The organism is Streptomyces sp. NBC_00582, from assembly GCF_036345155.1.
Lineage (GTDB): Bacteria > Actinomycetota > Actinomycetes > Streptomycetales > Streptomycetaceae > Streptomyces.
In genome coordinates, this window is the sequence record NZ_CP107772.1 from 1,091,760 (window position 1) to 1,105,659 (window position 13,900).

A 13,900-nucleotide genomic window follows, 5' to 3' on the forward strand; every position below is an offset into this window, starting at 1 on the left:
GTGGCGGGGAGCCGGACTGACCGTCCGCATCGAGGTGTTGCGCCTGGCCTTCAGCGGAAGGTCTCATTGAGCCGACATTCACTCGCGCACCCAAGGCAGAGAAGATGACCTCGCAGCCCCACCCCGTCGACCACGAACTCATCCAGGCCGCGGCCCATGTCGCGCGCACTCGATGCCGCGGCGACAACCACACCATGGCGGCTGCGGCCCGCGCCCGGGACGGACGGATCGTCACCGCCGTCAACGCGTACCACTTCACGGGAGGCCCCTGCGCCGAGTTGGTCCTCATCGGCGCGGCGGCCGCCCAGGGCGTGTACGAGCTGGACACGATCGTCGCCGTCGGCGACCGCGATCGCGGGGTCGTGCCGCCGTGCGGTCGGTGCCGCCAAGTACTTCTCGACTACTTCCCGGCCCTGAGGGTGATCGTCGGCGCGGGCGACCGTCTCCGCGCCGTCTCCGTCAGCGACCTGCTCCCGGAAACCTACGTCTGGGCCGACCACCAACTCGACGCCGAACCGACCACGCCGGTCAGCACGAACTGACACCGGCCGCGGGGACGTCGGCGGTCGTGATGGATCTCGTCGGTCACCCCCGCCGCACTGTCCTGGATCCGGGTGGTGGCCTCGGTCAGCTCCAGCGCGGCCCGCTCCTCCCCCAGAAGGGGGCCCTCGCCTCCCCCGTCGGCGGTCAGCCCGCTGTCGGGCGCTGTGGGCCCTGCGCCCGCACGAACCCGTGGCTCCGCTCCACTTTCGCCACGTGCAGGGTGTAGCTCTGGTACCACTCGTCCCGTCCGCGCCGTTGCGCCGCGCGGTGCTCGGCGTTGCGGCGCCACTGTGTGAGGGCGTCGGCGTCGCGGAAGTAGCCGACGGTGATGCCCAGGCCGCCCGGGGTCTGCGCGTGGTCCATCCCCAGGAAGCCGGGGACGTCCTTCACCAGGTCTTCCATGCGTGCGTCGGTCTCGCCGTAGCCGCTCTGGTTCTCGGTGCGCACCGCGGTGAAGACGGCGGCGTAGTAAGGGGGTTCATGGGCCTCGACGGGCGTCACGGGCACGTGGGAGTGATCGCTTCGCCGTCGTGCGTACACCTCGATCTCGATCTTCATACGGGGGTCGGACAGGCCGCACACGAGCATCGACGCGGCCGGCCGAACCTCACCGAAGCGGCGGCGCAGGACCGGCCAGCAGGGCTCGAAGTCCCCGCGGTCGGGCAGCAGATAGCGCACCCGCACCACGTCGGCGAAGGTGCACGTCGCCTCGGCCAGCGCGGCCTCGACATTGCGCAGGCACTGCTCGGCCTGCTCCACGACGTCGTCGGAGATCGTCATGGTGGTGTAGTCGAACCCGGTCGTCCCGGACACATGCACCCAGTCGCCGTCGACCACCGCACGGGCATAGCCGATCTGCTCCTCGAAGGTGGAGCCGCTGAGGACCGCACGTCGCTCTGTCATGCGCCGAACGCTAAGTGACCAGCACGGATACGTCTAATACAGCCCGAGGCATGCCCTGATATCTCTAGACGTATGGAGCGTCCCGAACTACCGCTGCAACAGCTGCACGCCTTCGTCGTGCTCGCCGAGGAACTCCATTTCGGTCACGCGGCCGCCCGCCTGGGCATCGCCCAGCCCCCGCTGAGTCAGCAGATCCGCCGGCTGGAGGACAAGGTCGGCCACGCCTTGTTCAGCCGTGAACCAGGACGCGTCGCCCTCACCCCGGCGGGCCGGGAACTGCTGCCCGCCGCCCGGCGGGCCCTCACCGGTCTCGCGGACGGCCTGACCGCGGCGCGAGCCGTCGGCAGCGGCCGGGCCGGGCGGCTGCGGATCGGCTTCGCCGCCTCCCTCGCGCTGACCGTTCTGCCCGGTCTGCTGCGCGGCTTCCGGCATCGGTTTCCCGACGTTGACCTGGACATCCAGGAGATGACCAGCGCGCCGCAGATCGCCGCCCTGCACGACAGGACCATCGACATCGGTCTGCTGCGCGAACCCCCCACCGACGAAACGGAACTCGGCTTCCGGACGGTGCTCAGCGAGCCGTTCGTGGCGGTCCTGCCGTCCACCCATCCGCTGGCCGCCCAACGGGCCGTGCGGATCGGGCAGTTGGCCGACTCGCCCTTTGTGCTGCTTCCCCGAGCGGTCGGCCCGCAGTTGTACGACCAGATCACCGGCCTGTGCACCGCGGCGGGGTTCACCCCGCGGATCGCCCAACATGCCGTGGAGTGGCAGACCGTGTGCGCCCTGGTGGAAACCGGCCTGGGTGTCTCCCTGGCCCCGGCGAGCATCCGGCGCATCCGCCTCAAAGGGGTCGCCTTCCGCGGGGTCAAGCCCGACACCGCCCGCACGCGAGTCGCCGTCGCCTGGCGCAAGTACGACCGGAACCCCCTGGTCGGACATCTCCTGGCGACCGTCAGCCAGGATCCGCCCGGGCTCAGCCGCCCGGCACCGTGACGGTGCGCGTCTCCGGCGAGCGGCCGTGTCCCTCCGCCGTTCGGCCGAGGGGGGCGCTCTCGACGCTCCGGCACGCGGACGGTCGGCCGAGGTGAACTCGCCCGGTGCGACGGAAGGATCGAGCTCCCGTCCCCCCGTCGCAGGACCGTGCCGATGTCACCGCAGCCACCTGCCCCGGCAACCGGAACGGTCCTCCCCACGGCCCCTCGCTCGGCGCCCGGCACCGAACCTTCCGACACAGCGCTGCAACACCGCGTCACCACCACCGGGCGCCTCCCCTCCCACGGCGTCATGTGCGGGGCGGAGAGCTCGTAAGCGCTCGCCTGGCGCACACAGCCTCGGCCGCGGTGGCGGGGAGTCGGCGAACCATGCCACACCCCGCACGACGCGGTGCCGGGGCAGCCGTCGATTTCGGGCGGGCACGGCAGGCAGGCGGCAGAAGGTCGCCGAGCCCTTTCAGACGAACGCCGGTGCGGGAGCGGGCAGACAGGGAGTGATGTTGCGCCACGCCCGCTCGACGTATTCCTCCTTCTCACCGACCGGGGCGACATAGTGCAGTGCGCTTTCGGCGGCGTCGGCGCCCTCGAGGCGGGCGATGATCCAGGCCGCGAGGTAGTGCGAGGCGAGGCAGCCGCCCGCGGTGGCGATGTTGTCCTTGGCGTAGAAGGGCTGGTTGAGCACCTCGACGCCGGCGGCGACGACCCAGGGCCTGGTGGTCAGGTCGGTGCATGCCGGGATGTCGTTGAGCAGGCCGAGCTTGGCCAGCACGAGCGCGCCGGAGCACTGGGCGGCGATGAGCTGGCGCGTGGGGTCGAGGCCGCGCAGGATGTTCATGATCGCCGGGTCTTCGACGACCTCGCGCGTGGCGATGCCACTGCCGACGATGACGGCGTCGGCGGCGCAGGCCTCTTCGAGAGTGGACATCTGCTCGATGGTCACTCCGTTCATCGACGTCACCCGGGGGCTGGGCGTGGCGACGGTGACGCGCCAGTCGTCGGTCCTGACACGGTTGAGCACACCGAGCGCGATCAGGGAGTCGAGTTCGTTGTAGCCGTCGAAGGTGAGGATGGCGATGTGCACGTCGGCTGTCCTTCCGTGGGAGTGGGTCTCGACGGTAGGGACCCGCGAACAGGACAGTCAAAGAATTGTCATGGATACAATCCGGTGCATGGCGGCCTCGCGATACAAACTCCTGGTCGACGCGCTCGCGTCCGACATCCGGGCAGGACGGCTCGCCGCGGGCACGCGGCTGCCGACCCACCGCGGGCTCGCCGCCCGTGAGGGGATCGCCGTGGTGACCGCGACCCGGGTGTACGCCGAGCTGGAAGCGATGGGCCTGGTGAGCCGGGAACAGGGCCGCGGCACCTTCGTGCGGGACATCGCGGTTCCCGCCGGTCACGGCATCGATCAGCAAGTCATCGCCACGGATGCGGTCGACCTCAACTTCAACTATCCGTCGCTGCCGGGCCAAGCCGATCTCCTGCGGAAGGCTCTCCGCGAAGTGGCCGCCTTCGGTGAACTCGACTCGCTGCTGCGCTACCAACCCCATCGAGGGCGCCCCCAGGACAGAGCCACGGTCGCACGGCACCTGAGGCGACGGGGAATCACCGCCGACGCGGAGCAGATCCTCATCGTCAACGGTGCGCAGCACGGCTTGGCCATCACCGTCATGGCCGCGCTCGACGCCGGCGACGTCGTCGCGGTCGACGCACTCACCTACCCGGGTTTCAAGGTGCTCGCGCAGGCCTTTCATCTCGACCTGGAGCCGCTGCCCACCACCGCCGACGGACCGGATCTCGACGCTCTCGAGAAGCTGTGCGCGACCCGCCCCGTGCGCGCGATCTACACCATGCCCACCCTGCACAACCCTCTGGGGTGGGTCATGCCGGCGGCCGACCGCACCCGTCTGATCGAGATCGCTCGGCGGCACGGTCCGCTCATCATCGAAGACGGCGCCTACGCCTACCTGGTCGAGGACCCTCCACCGCCCCTGGCCGCAAGCGCCCCCGACATCACCGTCCATGTCTCGGGACTGTCCAAGAACCTGGCCACCGGCCTGCGGGTCGGCTTCGTCGTCGCCCCGCCGTCAAGGGTGCCGTCGCTCGAACGCGCGATTCGGGCGACCACCTGGAACACCCCGGCCCTCACCACCGCGATCGCCTGCCGCTGGCTCGACGACGGCACGGTGGAGCGCCTGGAAGCGCACAAGCGAGACGACGCCAGGGCCCGCCAAGCACTCGCGAGACAAGAACTCGCGGGCCTCTCGCTCATCAGCCACCCCTCGTCCTACTTCGTATGGCTGACGCTGCCCGAGGGCGCACGCGCCGATCGCCTGACCGCCACCCTTGCGCGCCGGCACATCTCGGTCAGCACAGCGGAGCCCTTCACCACCTCGCAGCACACACCGCAGGCGCTCCGCCTCGCTCTCGGCTCGACCGATCCGGACAGTCTCCGGTCGACGCTGCGCACCGTACGACGAGTCGTCCTCGAGGACGCCTGCCTCTGAACTCCCCACCCGGACAGAGCTCTCCGGAACAGCTTCGAAACATTCGGAATGCGCAAGGGTCTTTTGATCCATTCATGAGAGCGCTCTCAGTGCCGGCCATGGCCACCTCGCCCGAAATCACCCACTGAACAGGCATGTTCGGGTCGCGACAAAGGGTCGGGCAATCCGAACGTTTCGAAACAGACGCCGAAACTGTTGACAGTTGGCAGGGGCATACCAACACTCCCGGTGAGCAGAGCCGACCCCTTTCCGAAGGAGGAAGCACGCGTATGAACGGCACACCCGCACACGTCCGCTCATGGTGGCTCACCCGTTTCCGGCGGACCCTCAGCGGTGTCTGCACCCTGCTGCTGGTCACCGCCGCCGCACTGATCCTGCCGGGTACCGCCCACGCCGACACGGTCATCACCACGAACCAGACCGGCACCGACAACGGCTACTACTACTCGTTCTGGACGGACAGTCCGGGAACGGTCTCCATGAACCTGGGCTCCGTCGGCGGGTACAGCACCTCCTGGAGCAACACCGGCAACTTCGTGGCCGGCAAGGGCTGGAGCACCGGCGGGCGCCGGAGCGTGACCTACTCGGGCAGCTTCAACCCGTCCGGCAACGCGTATCTGGCCCTCTACGGATGGACGTCGAACCCGCTCGTCGAGTACTACATCGTCGACAACTGGGGCACCTACCGGCCCACGGGAACGTTCATGGGCACGGTCACCAGCGACGGCGGCACGTACGACATCTACAAGACGACCCGCTACAACGCCCCGTCCGTCGAGGGCAACAAGACCTTCGACCAGTACTGGAGCGTCCGCCAGTCGAAGAGGACGGGCGGGACCATCACCACCGGCAACCATTTCGACGCCTGGTCCCGCGCCGGGCTGAGGCTGGGCAGCTTCAGCTACTACATGATCCTCGCCACCGAGGGCTACCAGAGCAGCGGCAGCTCCAACATCACCGTGGGCTCGGCCGGTTCGGGTGGCGGCGGCGGCAGCAGCGGCTGCACGGCCACCCTCTCGGCGGGCACGCAGTGGAGCGACCGCTACAACCTCAACGTCTCGGTCACCGGCTCCAGCAACTGGACCGTGACCATGAACGTCCCCTCCCCCGCGAAGATCCTCTCCACCTGGAACATCAACGCCACCTACCCCAGCGCCCAAGTCCTCACCGCCACACCCAACGGCAGCGGCAACACCTGGGGCGTCACCGTCCAACCCAACGGCAACTGGACCTGGCCGACCGTCACCTGCGCCGCGGCCTGAGCCCCGTATCCCCGCACGACCGAGGCCGAAGGGCGACTCCGTATGAAAACCACGCCACACCGCTCCTTACGCTCCCTGATCACGAGATTGGCCGTCGTCGCGCTGGCGGCGGCGAGCGTCCTGACCGTCGACGGCGGCGCACCGGCGCGGGCCGCCACCTGCAACGGGTACGTCGGGCTCACCTTCGACGACGGCCCGTCCGGCAACACCCCCGCCCTGCTCACCGCGCTGAAGCAGAACGGGCTGCGGGCCACGATGTTCAACCAGGGGCAGTACGCCGCCGCCAACCCGGCCCAGGTCAAGGCCCAGGTCGACGCCGGCATGTGGGTCGGCAACCACAGCTACACCCACCCCCATCTGACCCAGCAGAGCCAGGCGACGATCGACTCGGAGATCTCGCGCACCCAGCAGGCCGTCGCGAACGCGGGCGGCGGCACGCCCACGCTGTTCCGGCCTCCGTACGGCGAGACCAACGCGACGGTGAAGGCGGTCGAGGCCAAGTACGGGCTCACCGAGATCATCTGGGACGTCGACTCACAGGACTGGAACGGCGCCGGCACCGACGCGATCGTGCAGGCCGCCGCCCGGCTCACCAACGGTCAGATCATCCTCATGCACGACTGGTCCGCCAACACGCTCGCGGCCATCCCCCGGATCGCCCAGGGGCTGGCGGCACGCGGCCTGTGCGCCGGAATGATCTCCGCGCAGACCGGCCGCGCCGTGGCCCCCGGTGGCAGCGGCGGTGGGGGCGGTGGCTGCACCGCCACCCTCTCCGCCGGCACGCAGTGGAGCGACCGCTACAACCTCAACGTCTCGGTCACCGGCTCCAGCAACTGGACCGTGACCATGAACGTCCCCTCCCCCGCGAAGATCCTCTCCACCTGGAACATCAACGCCACCTACCCCAGCGCCCAAGTCCTCACCGCCACACCCAACGGCAGCGGCAACACCTGGGGAGTCACCATCCAGCACAACGGCAACTGGACCTGGCCGACCGTCACCTGCGCCGCGACCTGAGCCCGGTGGCGCGAGTGCAAGGGGTGTGGCGCGGCGGCCCAGGGGCTGCCGCGCCACACCGGCACCCCTCGTCCGCCGGTGCCTGTGGCCGTCCGAGTGGCGCACATGATCGTCGGGGAGGGCGGTCGGGCTGGTTCACGAGATCCAGCCGGCGGGCGAGGTGGTATGTCGTAGGGCACGGGACGGCGCCGAACATCTGGCACGTCTCGCCCCGGAGACCGCCGCGCCGGGCAACCGAGCCGCCGCCGCGCGGCGCCCCGCTGACGTCGAAGCAACCGTCACGGTGCCTCCGTCGCCCGCCGGGAATCGCCCCCTCAGCCGGTGAACGGACCGGAGGCGACGTCGGGCGGCAGGTTGAACGGTGTGACCACCTGGATCGCCGAAGGGAGGGTCCGCCCGTCGTCCGGCAGCGCCTTGTGGGCCCGCATGATCGTCTGACAGGCGCGGCGCACGTCCTGACGCAGATCGTGGTGGAGCACCGCGGAGAGACGGCGCTGCCGCAGCAGACGCGTGTTGTCGTGATCGAGGTCGTGTGCGATGAACGCGGCACACGGCCTCCCCAGGGCGTCGAACGCGTCCAGGGTGGCGAGGTTGCCGCCGCCCATCGAGTAGACCGCCACGATGTCCTCGTCGCGCTTGAGCGCCTCGAGAACGAGATCGCGCTGGGTGGCGTCCAGCCCGTCGCTGTCCGTGACCTCGACGAGGGAACGCCGGGAGTCCGCGACGCGCATCGCGCTGCGGAAACCCATCTCACGCTCCTCCTCGCCCCGGAAGGAGCCCCGGCTGATGGTGGTGAGCACCTTGCCGGGCCGGTCGCCGAGCCACTGTTCGAGCAGGTAGGCGGCGGTGGTGCCCGCGGCGCGGTTGTCGATGCCGACGTACGCCAGGCGCGCGCTGTGGGGCAGGTCGGTCACCAGGGTGACGACGGGGATGCCGGCCGCGACCAGCCGGTCGACGGCGGCCGCGATCTCCGGCACGTCGGGAGCCTTGAGGATCACGCCCTGGGTGCCCCGCTTGGCGATCTTGTCCAGGGTGGCGATCAGGTCGCCGGGAGGACAGGTCTCGCGGAAGTGGAACCGTGAGCGGACGACGGCGGGGTGCAGGGAGGGGAGTTCGGCCTCCAGCGCCTCGCGCACGGCGGTGGAGAAGCGCTCGGGAGCCTGCATCACGATGTCGATCATGAACGTGCGTCCGGCGATCCGGACCTGGGTCTGCTGGCGGTCCAGGTCCTTGATCGCTTGGTGCACCTCGCGGACGGTGCTCTCGCGTACGTTGCCCCGGTCGTTGAGCACACGGTCGACCGTGGCCGTGCTCAGTCCGGCCTGACGGGCGATTTCCCTGATCGGATACGGGTGACGCATGGCTGTTCCCCAGGACGATGATGGTTTTTTGATGCACTACTGAGCATTGAATGAGGGGTCGGGATTCTCAAGACTGGCAAACAGCGGGAACCGTGAAAGGACACAGCACTGATGGGACTGCTCGAGGACAAGGTCGTCCTCGTCAACGGCGGCAGCCAGGGCGTCGGCGCCGGAGTCGTCCGGGCGGCCCTACGGGAGGGCGCGACCGTCGTCTTCACCGGCCGCCGGGCCGACGTGGGCGAGAAGCTGGCCGCGGACACGGGTGCGCGCTTCGTGCGGGCGGACCTCGCCGATCCGGCACAGGCACGCGACAGCGTCGTACGGACCGTGGACGCCCACGGCCGCATCGACTGCCTCGTCAACGCGGCGGGGCTGACCTCGCGCGGCTCACTGCTCGACACCACTCCGGAGCTGTTCGACCAGCACATCGCGATCAATCTGCGCGCACCGTTCTTCGCGATGCAGGCGGCGGTGGCCGACATGACGGCGCGTCAGGCGCCCGGCACGATCGTCAACATCGGCTCCAACTGCGCCCACGGTGGGCCACCCCTCCTCGCGGCCTACTCCGCGGCGAAGGCCGGTCTGGCGGGGCTGACCCGCAACGCCGCCCACGCGCACCGCTGGGACCGCATCCGGATCAACGGCCTCAACATCGGCTGGACGGACACGGAGGGCGAGGACGCCACGCAGCGTGCCTTCCACGGCGCGGGGGACGACTGGCGGGAGAAGGCCGCCGCGACACTGCCGATGGGCAGGCTCGGGCAGGTCGACGAGATCGCCGGCTTCGTGGTGTTCCTCCTCTCCGACCGCAGCGGGGTGATGACCGGCTCGGTCATCGACTGCGACCAGATCGTCTTCGGCGGCCAGGACTGAGCGCGCACGAGCACCGGCCCCTGCGACTCGCCGAGGTACGCACGTGACGACGAACGAGCCCCTGCGCATCGGCATCCTGGGCGCGGCCCGGATCGCCGAGCTCTCCCTGGTGCGCCATCAAAAACGCATCAGCTGTTCCCTGCGCCAGGTGCCCGGGGCCACGGCGTGGGCGCGTTTGAAGGCTCGGCTGAACGCTTCCTCCGAGTCGTAGCCGACCCGGTGCGCCACGGTGGCGACCGACTGCCCTGTGGTGGCGAGCAGGTTCTCGGCCAGGTGCATCCGCCAGTCGGCCAGATAGCGGATCGGCGAGCGGCCGAGGATCCGTCGGAAGCGCTCGTCCAGCACGGACCGGGACACCGCGACCGTGTCGGCGAGCCGCCGCACGGTCCAGTGGTGGTCCGGCGCGGCGTGCATACGGGCCAGCACCGGTGCGAGGACCGGGTCGGCGAGCGCGGCCAGCCACCCCGTGTCGATCGCCGGCGCGGTGGCCAGGTGGAGTCGCAGGGTCTCCAGCAGCACCAGCTCGGGCAGTTTCGTCGCCGTCGGGTCGGTGCGCGGGGCCGGGGAACCGGCCGCCAGGGCGTAGTCGACGCTGGACCGGATCCATGTCGCCGCCGGCCCCGCGGGCGGGCGCACCACGAAGAGGGGCGGCAGGGCCCGCAGGGCGGGGTCGAACAGCGGATGGTCGCTGTGGAGATAGCCGCACACGATGTCGGTGCGTCCGCCGCCCGCGCCGTGCCGAAGCACCGGCAGGGTCCGCCAGGGGGGTGGGTCGAGCAGATCGAGGATGGGTACCTCCTCCGCCGTCTCGGCTCCGCCCATCGCGTGCTGCTCGCCGTAGGGCACCACGACGACGTCGCCCTCGCGGGCCCACAGGCGTTCACCGCCCGGGGCCCGGGCCCAGCACGCCCCGGCGGCGACGATGTGGAAGACGATCAGGCGCCTGGCGCCCGGCCGGAGGATCCGGACCAGCTGGTCGGGGGCGGGTGACCGGTAGGCCCAGCCCTCCGTGAACTCGGCCCGGAAGAAGAGCGCTCCGTCCAGCCGCAGCCCCCGCAGCGCCGCGTCCGGCGCGGTCCAGGCCGTCGCGGACCCGGTCACCGCCCCTGTGGAGCAGGCTCCGGGGTCACGGCCAGGAGCCCCGGTCGTGCGGTCATGGCTCTTTCTGCCGGCCGTCACGAGTATCAAGTGTGGCACCACCGAGGGTGCCCACCACACGAAGGGAACGCACCATGGCGCTGTATCTCGACGTCCACACGATCAGTGGTGGCGTCACCGCGCAGGACGCGGCAGCGGCTCACCGGGCGGACCTGCGGACGCAGGACAGGTTCGGGGTCCGCTACCTGCGCTACTGGGTCGACGAACCGGAGGGAAAGGTCTTCTGCCTCATCGAGGCCCCGTCGGCGGAGGCGGCCGGCGCCGTGCACCGGGAGGCGCACGGCCTGCTCGCCGATGACATCTTCCCCGTTCAGGAGGGGGACTGAAAAGGAGGTGCCGGCGGGTTGCGTCGCAGGGCGCGGCGGAGCACGGCGAAGGGGCCGGCGCGGTGCGCCGTCTCGGCCCTTTCGGCGGCTGGTGGGGCCCCGGCGTTCGTGACGCCCTCCATCAGGCCGTCCGCCCGGAGTTCCACCGTCGTGGTGACCCGGGTGAGGCCGGGCCTTCTCGGCACCGAGCCGAATCCGAAGCGAACCGGTGGTGCGACGGCCCTCGGCCCGCCGAGGTCGGTGCCGTCGAGCGCCGCCGACACCGCGCGGATCGACCGCAGGTCCCGTGCCCCGTACCACTCACGGCGCCCGGCACCGGCGCTGCCCCGCGTCCGCACCCCGGGCAGCAGGGCACGGGCCGGAAGATCCGTCAGGGCCGCCCACGCCGGGCGCCGGGCGAGGGCGCCGGGAACGGCAGCCAGCAGAAGGCCCGGAAGCGGGCGTCGGCCGGTGGTGAAGCGCAGGTCGAGCGGCCCGGCAGTGACCGTCCAGACGGCGCCCGCGACGCGCACCTCGACCGGGACCAGGCGCACCGCGTCGAAGGTGTAGGTGGCGGTGACGAAGTCGGCCGTCTCGCGGCTGGGAGCCAGCAACAGCCTTTCCCCGTCGGGCCGTTCGATCATCACGTCGCTGAACGGTCCGAACGGCGAGCGCGGCCAGTGGCCGAGCACGATGCGCGTCCCGGACGCCGTGCCCAGGCCGGCGATCCAGCCGTCGAAACGCAACCGCCGACGGCCTGCCGGTCCGCGGAACGGCAGGCGTGCCCGCTGCTCGGCACCGTAGGCGACCACAGGCGGCGTGTGCCCCGCGGGCGGAACCAGGAAACGTCCGGGCCAGGGCGCACCACCGGCCCGCGGGCCCGCGTCAGGCCATGGCCGAGCCCCGGCGCACAAGCTCCGTGACCGCCAGGCCGGCCACCGCGATCGCCGCCCGGAACGGCCACCGGCTCCGCTCCCCCGGCACCGCCGTGCCCGCGACCGCCACTCCCCCGGCCACCGCCGCCACGGCCAGGTCGGGGAGGTCCACCGCCCCGGGCGGCCCCAGGACGACCACGCCCACGGCCGTCAGCAGCACCGCCGGGGCCAGCCACCGGCAGACCGGTCCGCCGAGCCGCTGCGGCAGTCCGCGCACACCGGTCGCGAGATCGTTCTCGATGTCCGGGAGAACGTTCACCACATGCGCGCCGACCCCGAGCAGCGCCCCCGCGGTCATCGCCCACCAGGCGGGCCAGGAAGGCGCCGGCAGCCCGAGGGTGACGAACGCCGGCAAGGAGGCGAACCCGACGGCGTACGGCAGCGGGGAGAGGACCGTGTGCTTCCACCGCAGGTTGTAGGCCCAGCCGGCGGTGACCCCCGCCAGATGCACCGCACCCGCGGCGATGCCGCTCAGCAGGGACAGCGGCACGCACAGCCCCAGGGCCGCCCCGGCCGCGACCGCCGCCGCCCGGGGCGGCAGGTCGCCGGTCGCCACCGGCTTGTCGCGGCGGCCGCAGGACGCGTCGCGCCGTGCGTCGGCCGCGTCGTTGCACCAGCCCACCGAGAGCTGACCGGCCAGGACCGCGGCGGCCACCGCCGCGGATCCCACCGCCCCGCGCCCCGACGCCGCAGCGAGGGCGGTGACGAACACGGTCACGGCGAACGCCGGCTCGGGGTGGCAGGAGCGCAGCAGCGCCGGGACGCCGTGTGTCGTACGTGAGAGAACCCCGGACGGGTGGAGAGACACGTACGCACGGTAGCCGGGCCTGTCGTGCGAGGAAGTCATCACCGACATGCGTGTCCCCGTGGTCGCCGACCAAGACCTGCCCCCCGATCCGGCCCCGGCCGCGGCTCCGGCCCTCGTGGCCCGCCGTACGGCCGTGCCCGCCGCGGCGGCGACGATCGCCGCCGTGCACACCGCGCTGCCGCCGCACCGCTACGCCCAGGATGACCTCACCGAGTGGATCGGCGACCTGTGTCTGCCGCCGGGGGCGGACCGTGCCGTGCTGCGCCGACTGCACGCGTCCGCCGGTGTGCGCACACGCCATCTGGCGCTGCCGATCGAGCGGTACGCCGGTCTCGGCGACTTCGGACGGAGCAACGACGCCTGGCTCGCGGCGGGCCTCGAACTGGGCGAGGAGGCCGTCACCGGCGCGCTGCGCGAGGCGGGCCTCGGGCCGGACGAGGTCGATCTGCTGGTGTGCGCCTCCATCACCGGTGTCGCCGCCCCGTCCCTCGACGCCCGGCTGGCCGGACGCATCGGGCTGCGGCCCGACGTCAAAAGGGTTCCGGTGTTCGGCCTGGGCTGTGTGGCGGGTGCCGCCGGCATCGCGCGGGTGCACGACTACCTGCGCGGCCATCCCGACCACACCGCGGTGCTGCTCACCGTCGAACTGTGCTCGCTGACGCTCCAGCGGTACGACGACTCCCGCGCCAACCTCGTCGCCGGCGCCCTGTTCGGCGACGGCGCGGCGGCGCTCGTCGCGCGGGGCTGCGGGGCGGGTGGCGGCGACGGGCCCCTCGGCGGGGCGGAGCCCGCCGGGCCCTCGGTGGTCGCGACGCGCAGTCACCTGTACCCGGACAGCGAACGGCTCCTCGGGTGGGACATCGGAGCCGGTGGCTTCCGTGTGGTGATCGACGCCGGCGTGCCCGGCATCGTGAGGGAGCACGTCGGTCACCACCTGGGTGCCTTCCTCGCCGAACACGGTCTGACCCCCGACGACATCGGGACCTGGGTGTGCCACCCGGGAGGCCCGCGGGTGCTCGGCGCCCTGACCGACGCCCTCGGGGTGTCCGGCGACGCGCTGGACCCGGCGTGGCGCTCCCTGGCGACGGTGGGGAACATGTCCTCGGTCTCCGTCCTGCACATCCTGGAGAGCATCCGGAAGTCGTCGCGCCCCGAGCCCGGTACGTGGGGGCTGCTCCTCGCGATGGGGCCGGGTTTCTGTTCCGAACTCGTCCTTCTGCGGTGGTGAGGGGTCCT

General features: G+C 71.4%; 14 protein-coding genes and 1 pseudogene. 8 read left to right on the forward strand and 7 right to left on the reverse strand.

Annotated elements, in window-relative coordinates; genetic code table 11:
• The first annotated feature begins 104 nt into the window (after positions 1–104).
• A complete protein-coding gene (locus OG852_RS04335) occupies positions 105–542 on the forward strand; it encodes a cytidine deaminase (protein ID WP_133916792.1) in 438 nt (145 codons plus the stop codon).
• Between the two features lie 145 nt (positions 543–687).
• Here OG852_RS04335 and OG852_RS04340 read toward each other — a convergent pair whose 3' ends face one another.
• Positions 688–1,083 (reverse strand): antibiotic biosynthesis monooxygenase family protein, encoded by a 396-nt coding sequence (locus OG852_RS04340; RefSeq protein WP_330351388.1) that lies wholly within the window; start codon positions 1,081–1,083, stop codon positions 688–690.
• Positions 1,069–1,446: pseudogene (locus OG852_RS04345) on the reverse strand (RidA family protein); the annotation flags it as partial. The pseudogene OG852_RS04345 and the gene OG852_RS04340, both read right to left, overlap by 15 nt.
• 72 nt (positions 1,447–1,518) lie before the next feature.
• On the opposite strand from OG852_RS04345, the gene OG852_RS04350 reads away from it, so the two are divergent.
• The gene (locus OG852_RS04350) at positions 1,519–2,439 is read left to right on the forward strand and encodes a LysR family transcriptional regulator (RefSeq protein WP_133916790.1); all 921 of its coding nucleotides are present in this window, start codon (positions 1,519–1,521) and stop codon (positions 2,437–2,439) included.
• A 456-nt stretch (positions 2,440–2,895) separates the two neighbouring features.
• On the opposite strand, the gene OG852_RS04355 is transcribed toward OG852_RS04350, so the two are convergent.
• Positions 2,896–3,519, reverse strand: a complete 624-nt coding sequence (locus tag OG852_RS04355) for a DJ-1/PfpI family protein (protein ID WP_133916789.1) — start codon at positions 3,517–3,519, stop codon at positions 2,896–2,898.
• Positions 3,520–3,607: 88 nt separating this feature from the next.
• Between OG852_RS04355 and OG852_RS04360 the strand changes: the two genes are divergently transcribed.
• From OG852_RS04360 to OG852_RS04370, 3 genes are all read left to right on the forward strand, one after another.
• On the forward strand, positions 3,608–4,945 hold the full coding sequence (locus tag OG852_RS04360) for an aminotransferase-like domain-containing protein (RefSeq protein ID WP_133916817.1): 1,338 nt from the start codon (positions 3,608–3,610) through the stop codon (positions 4,943–4,945).
• Positions 4,946–5,214: 269 nt separating this feature from the next.
• Entirely contained in the window at positions 5,215–6,207 is a 993-nt protein-coding gene (locus tag OG852_RS04365) for a glycoside hydrolase family 11 protein (protein WP_133916788.1), read from the forward strand.
• Positions 6,208–6,249: 42 nt separating this feature from the next.
• Positions 6,250–7,224, forward strand: a complete 975-nt coding sequence (locus OG852_RS04370; protein ID WP_330347130.1) for a polysaccharide deacetylase family protein — start codon at positions 6,250–6,252, stop codon at positions 7,222–7,224.
• Between the two features lie 314 nt (positions 7,225–7,538).
• Here OG852_RS04370 and OG852_RS04375 read toward each other — a convergent pair whose 3' ends face one another.
• Positions 7,539–8,585, reverse strand: coding sequence for a LacI family DNA-binding transcriptional regulator (locus OG852_RS04375; protein WP_330347131.1), 1,047 nt, complete (start codon positions 8,583–8,585; stop codon positions 7,539–7,541).
• A gap of 111 nt (positions 8,586–8,696) precedes the next feature.
• Here OG852_RS04375 and OG852_RS04380 point away from each other — a divergent pair, with 111 nt between their 5' ends.
• Positions 8,697–9,458 carry an SDR family oxidoreductase gene (locus OG852_RS04380; RefSeq protein WP_133916785.1) on the forward strand — a complete coding sequence of 254 codons (762 nt, stop codon included), beginning with the start codon at positions 8,697–8,699 and terminating at the stop codon, positions 9,456–9,458.
• A gap of 117 nt (positions 9,459–9,575) precedes the next feature.
• Here the strand turns inward: OG852_RS04380 and OG852_RS04385 are convergent, their stop codons facing one another.
• Positions 9,576–10,559, reverse strand: a complete 984-nt coding sequence (locus OG852_RS04385) for an AraC family transcriptional regulator (RefSeq protein WP_330347132.1) — start codon at positions 10,557–10,559, stop codon at positions 9,576–9,578.
• Between the two features lie 131 nt (positions 10,560–10,690).
• On the opposite strand from OG852_RS04385, the gene OG852_RS04390 reads away from it, so the two are divergent.
• Entirely contained in the window at positions 10,691–10,942 is a 252-nt protein-coding gene (locus tag OG852_RS04390; RefSeq protein WP_133916783.1) for a DUF4242 domain-containing protein, read from the forward strand.
• Here OG852_RS04390 and OG852_RS04395 read toward each other — a convergent pair.
• Positions 10,927–11,700 carry a hypothetical protein gene (locus OG852_RS04395; RefSeq protein WP_330351389.1) on the reverse strand — a complete coding sequence of 258 codons (774 nt, stop codon included), beginning with the start codon at positions 11,698–11,700 and terminating at the stop codon, positions 10,927–10,929. The genes OG852_RS04390 and OG852_RS04395 overlap by 16 nt on opposite strands.
• Positions 11,701–11,806: 106 nt before the next feature.
• On the reverse strand, positions 11,807–12,664 hold the full coding sequence (locus OG852_RS04400) for a UbiA family prenyltransferase (RefSeq protein ID WP_330347133.1): 858 nt from the start codon (positions 12,662–12,664) through the stop codon (positions 11,807–11,809).
• 46 nt (positions 12,665–12,710) lie between these two features.
• On the opposite strand from OG852_RS04400, the gene OG852_RS04405 reads away from it, so the two are divergent.
• Positions 12,711–13,892 carry a type III polyketide synthase gene (locus OG852_RS04405; protein ID WP_443064500.1) on the forward strand — a complete coding sequence of 394 codons (1,182 nt, stop codon included), beginning with the start codon at positions 12,711–12,713 and terminating at the stop codon, positions 13,890–13,892.
• Positions 13,893–13,900: the final 8 nt, after the last annotated feature.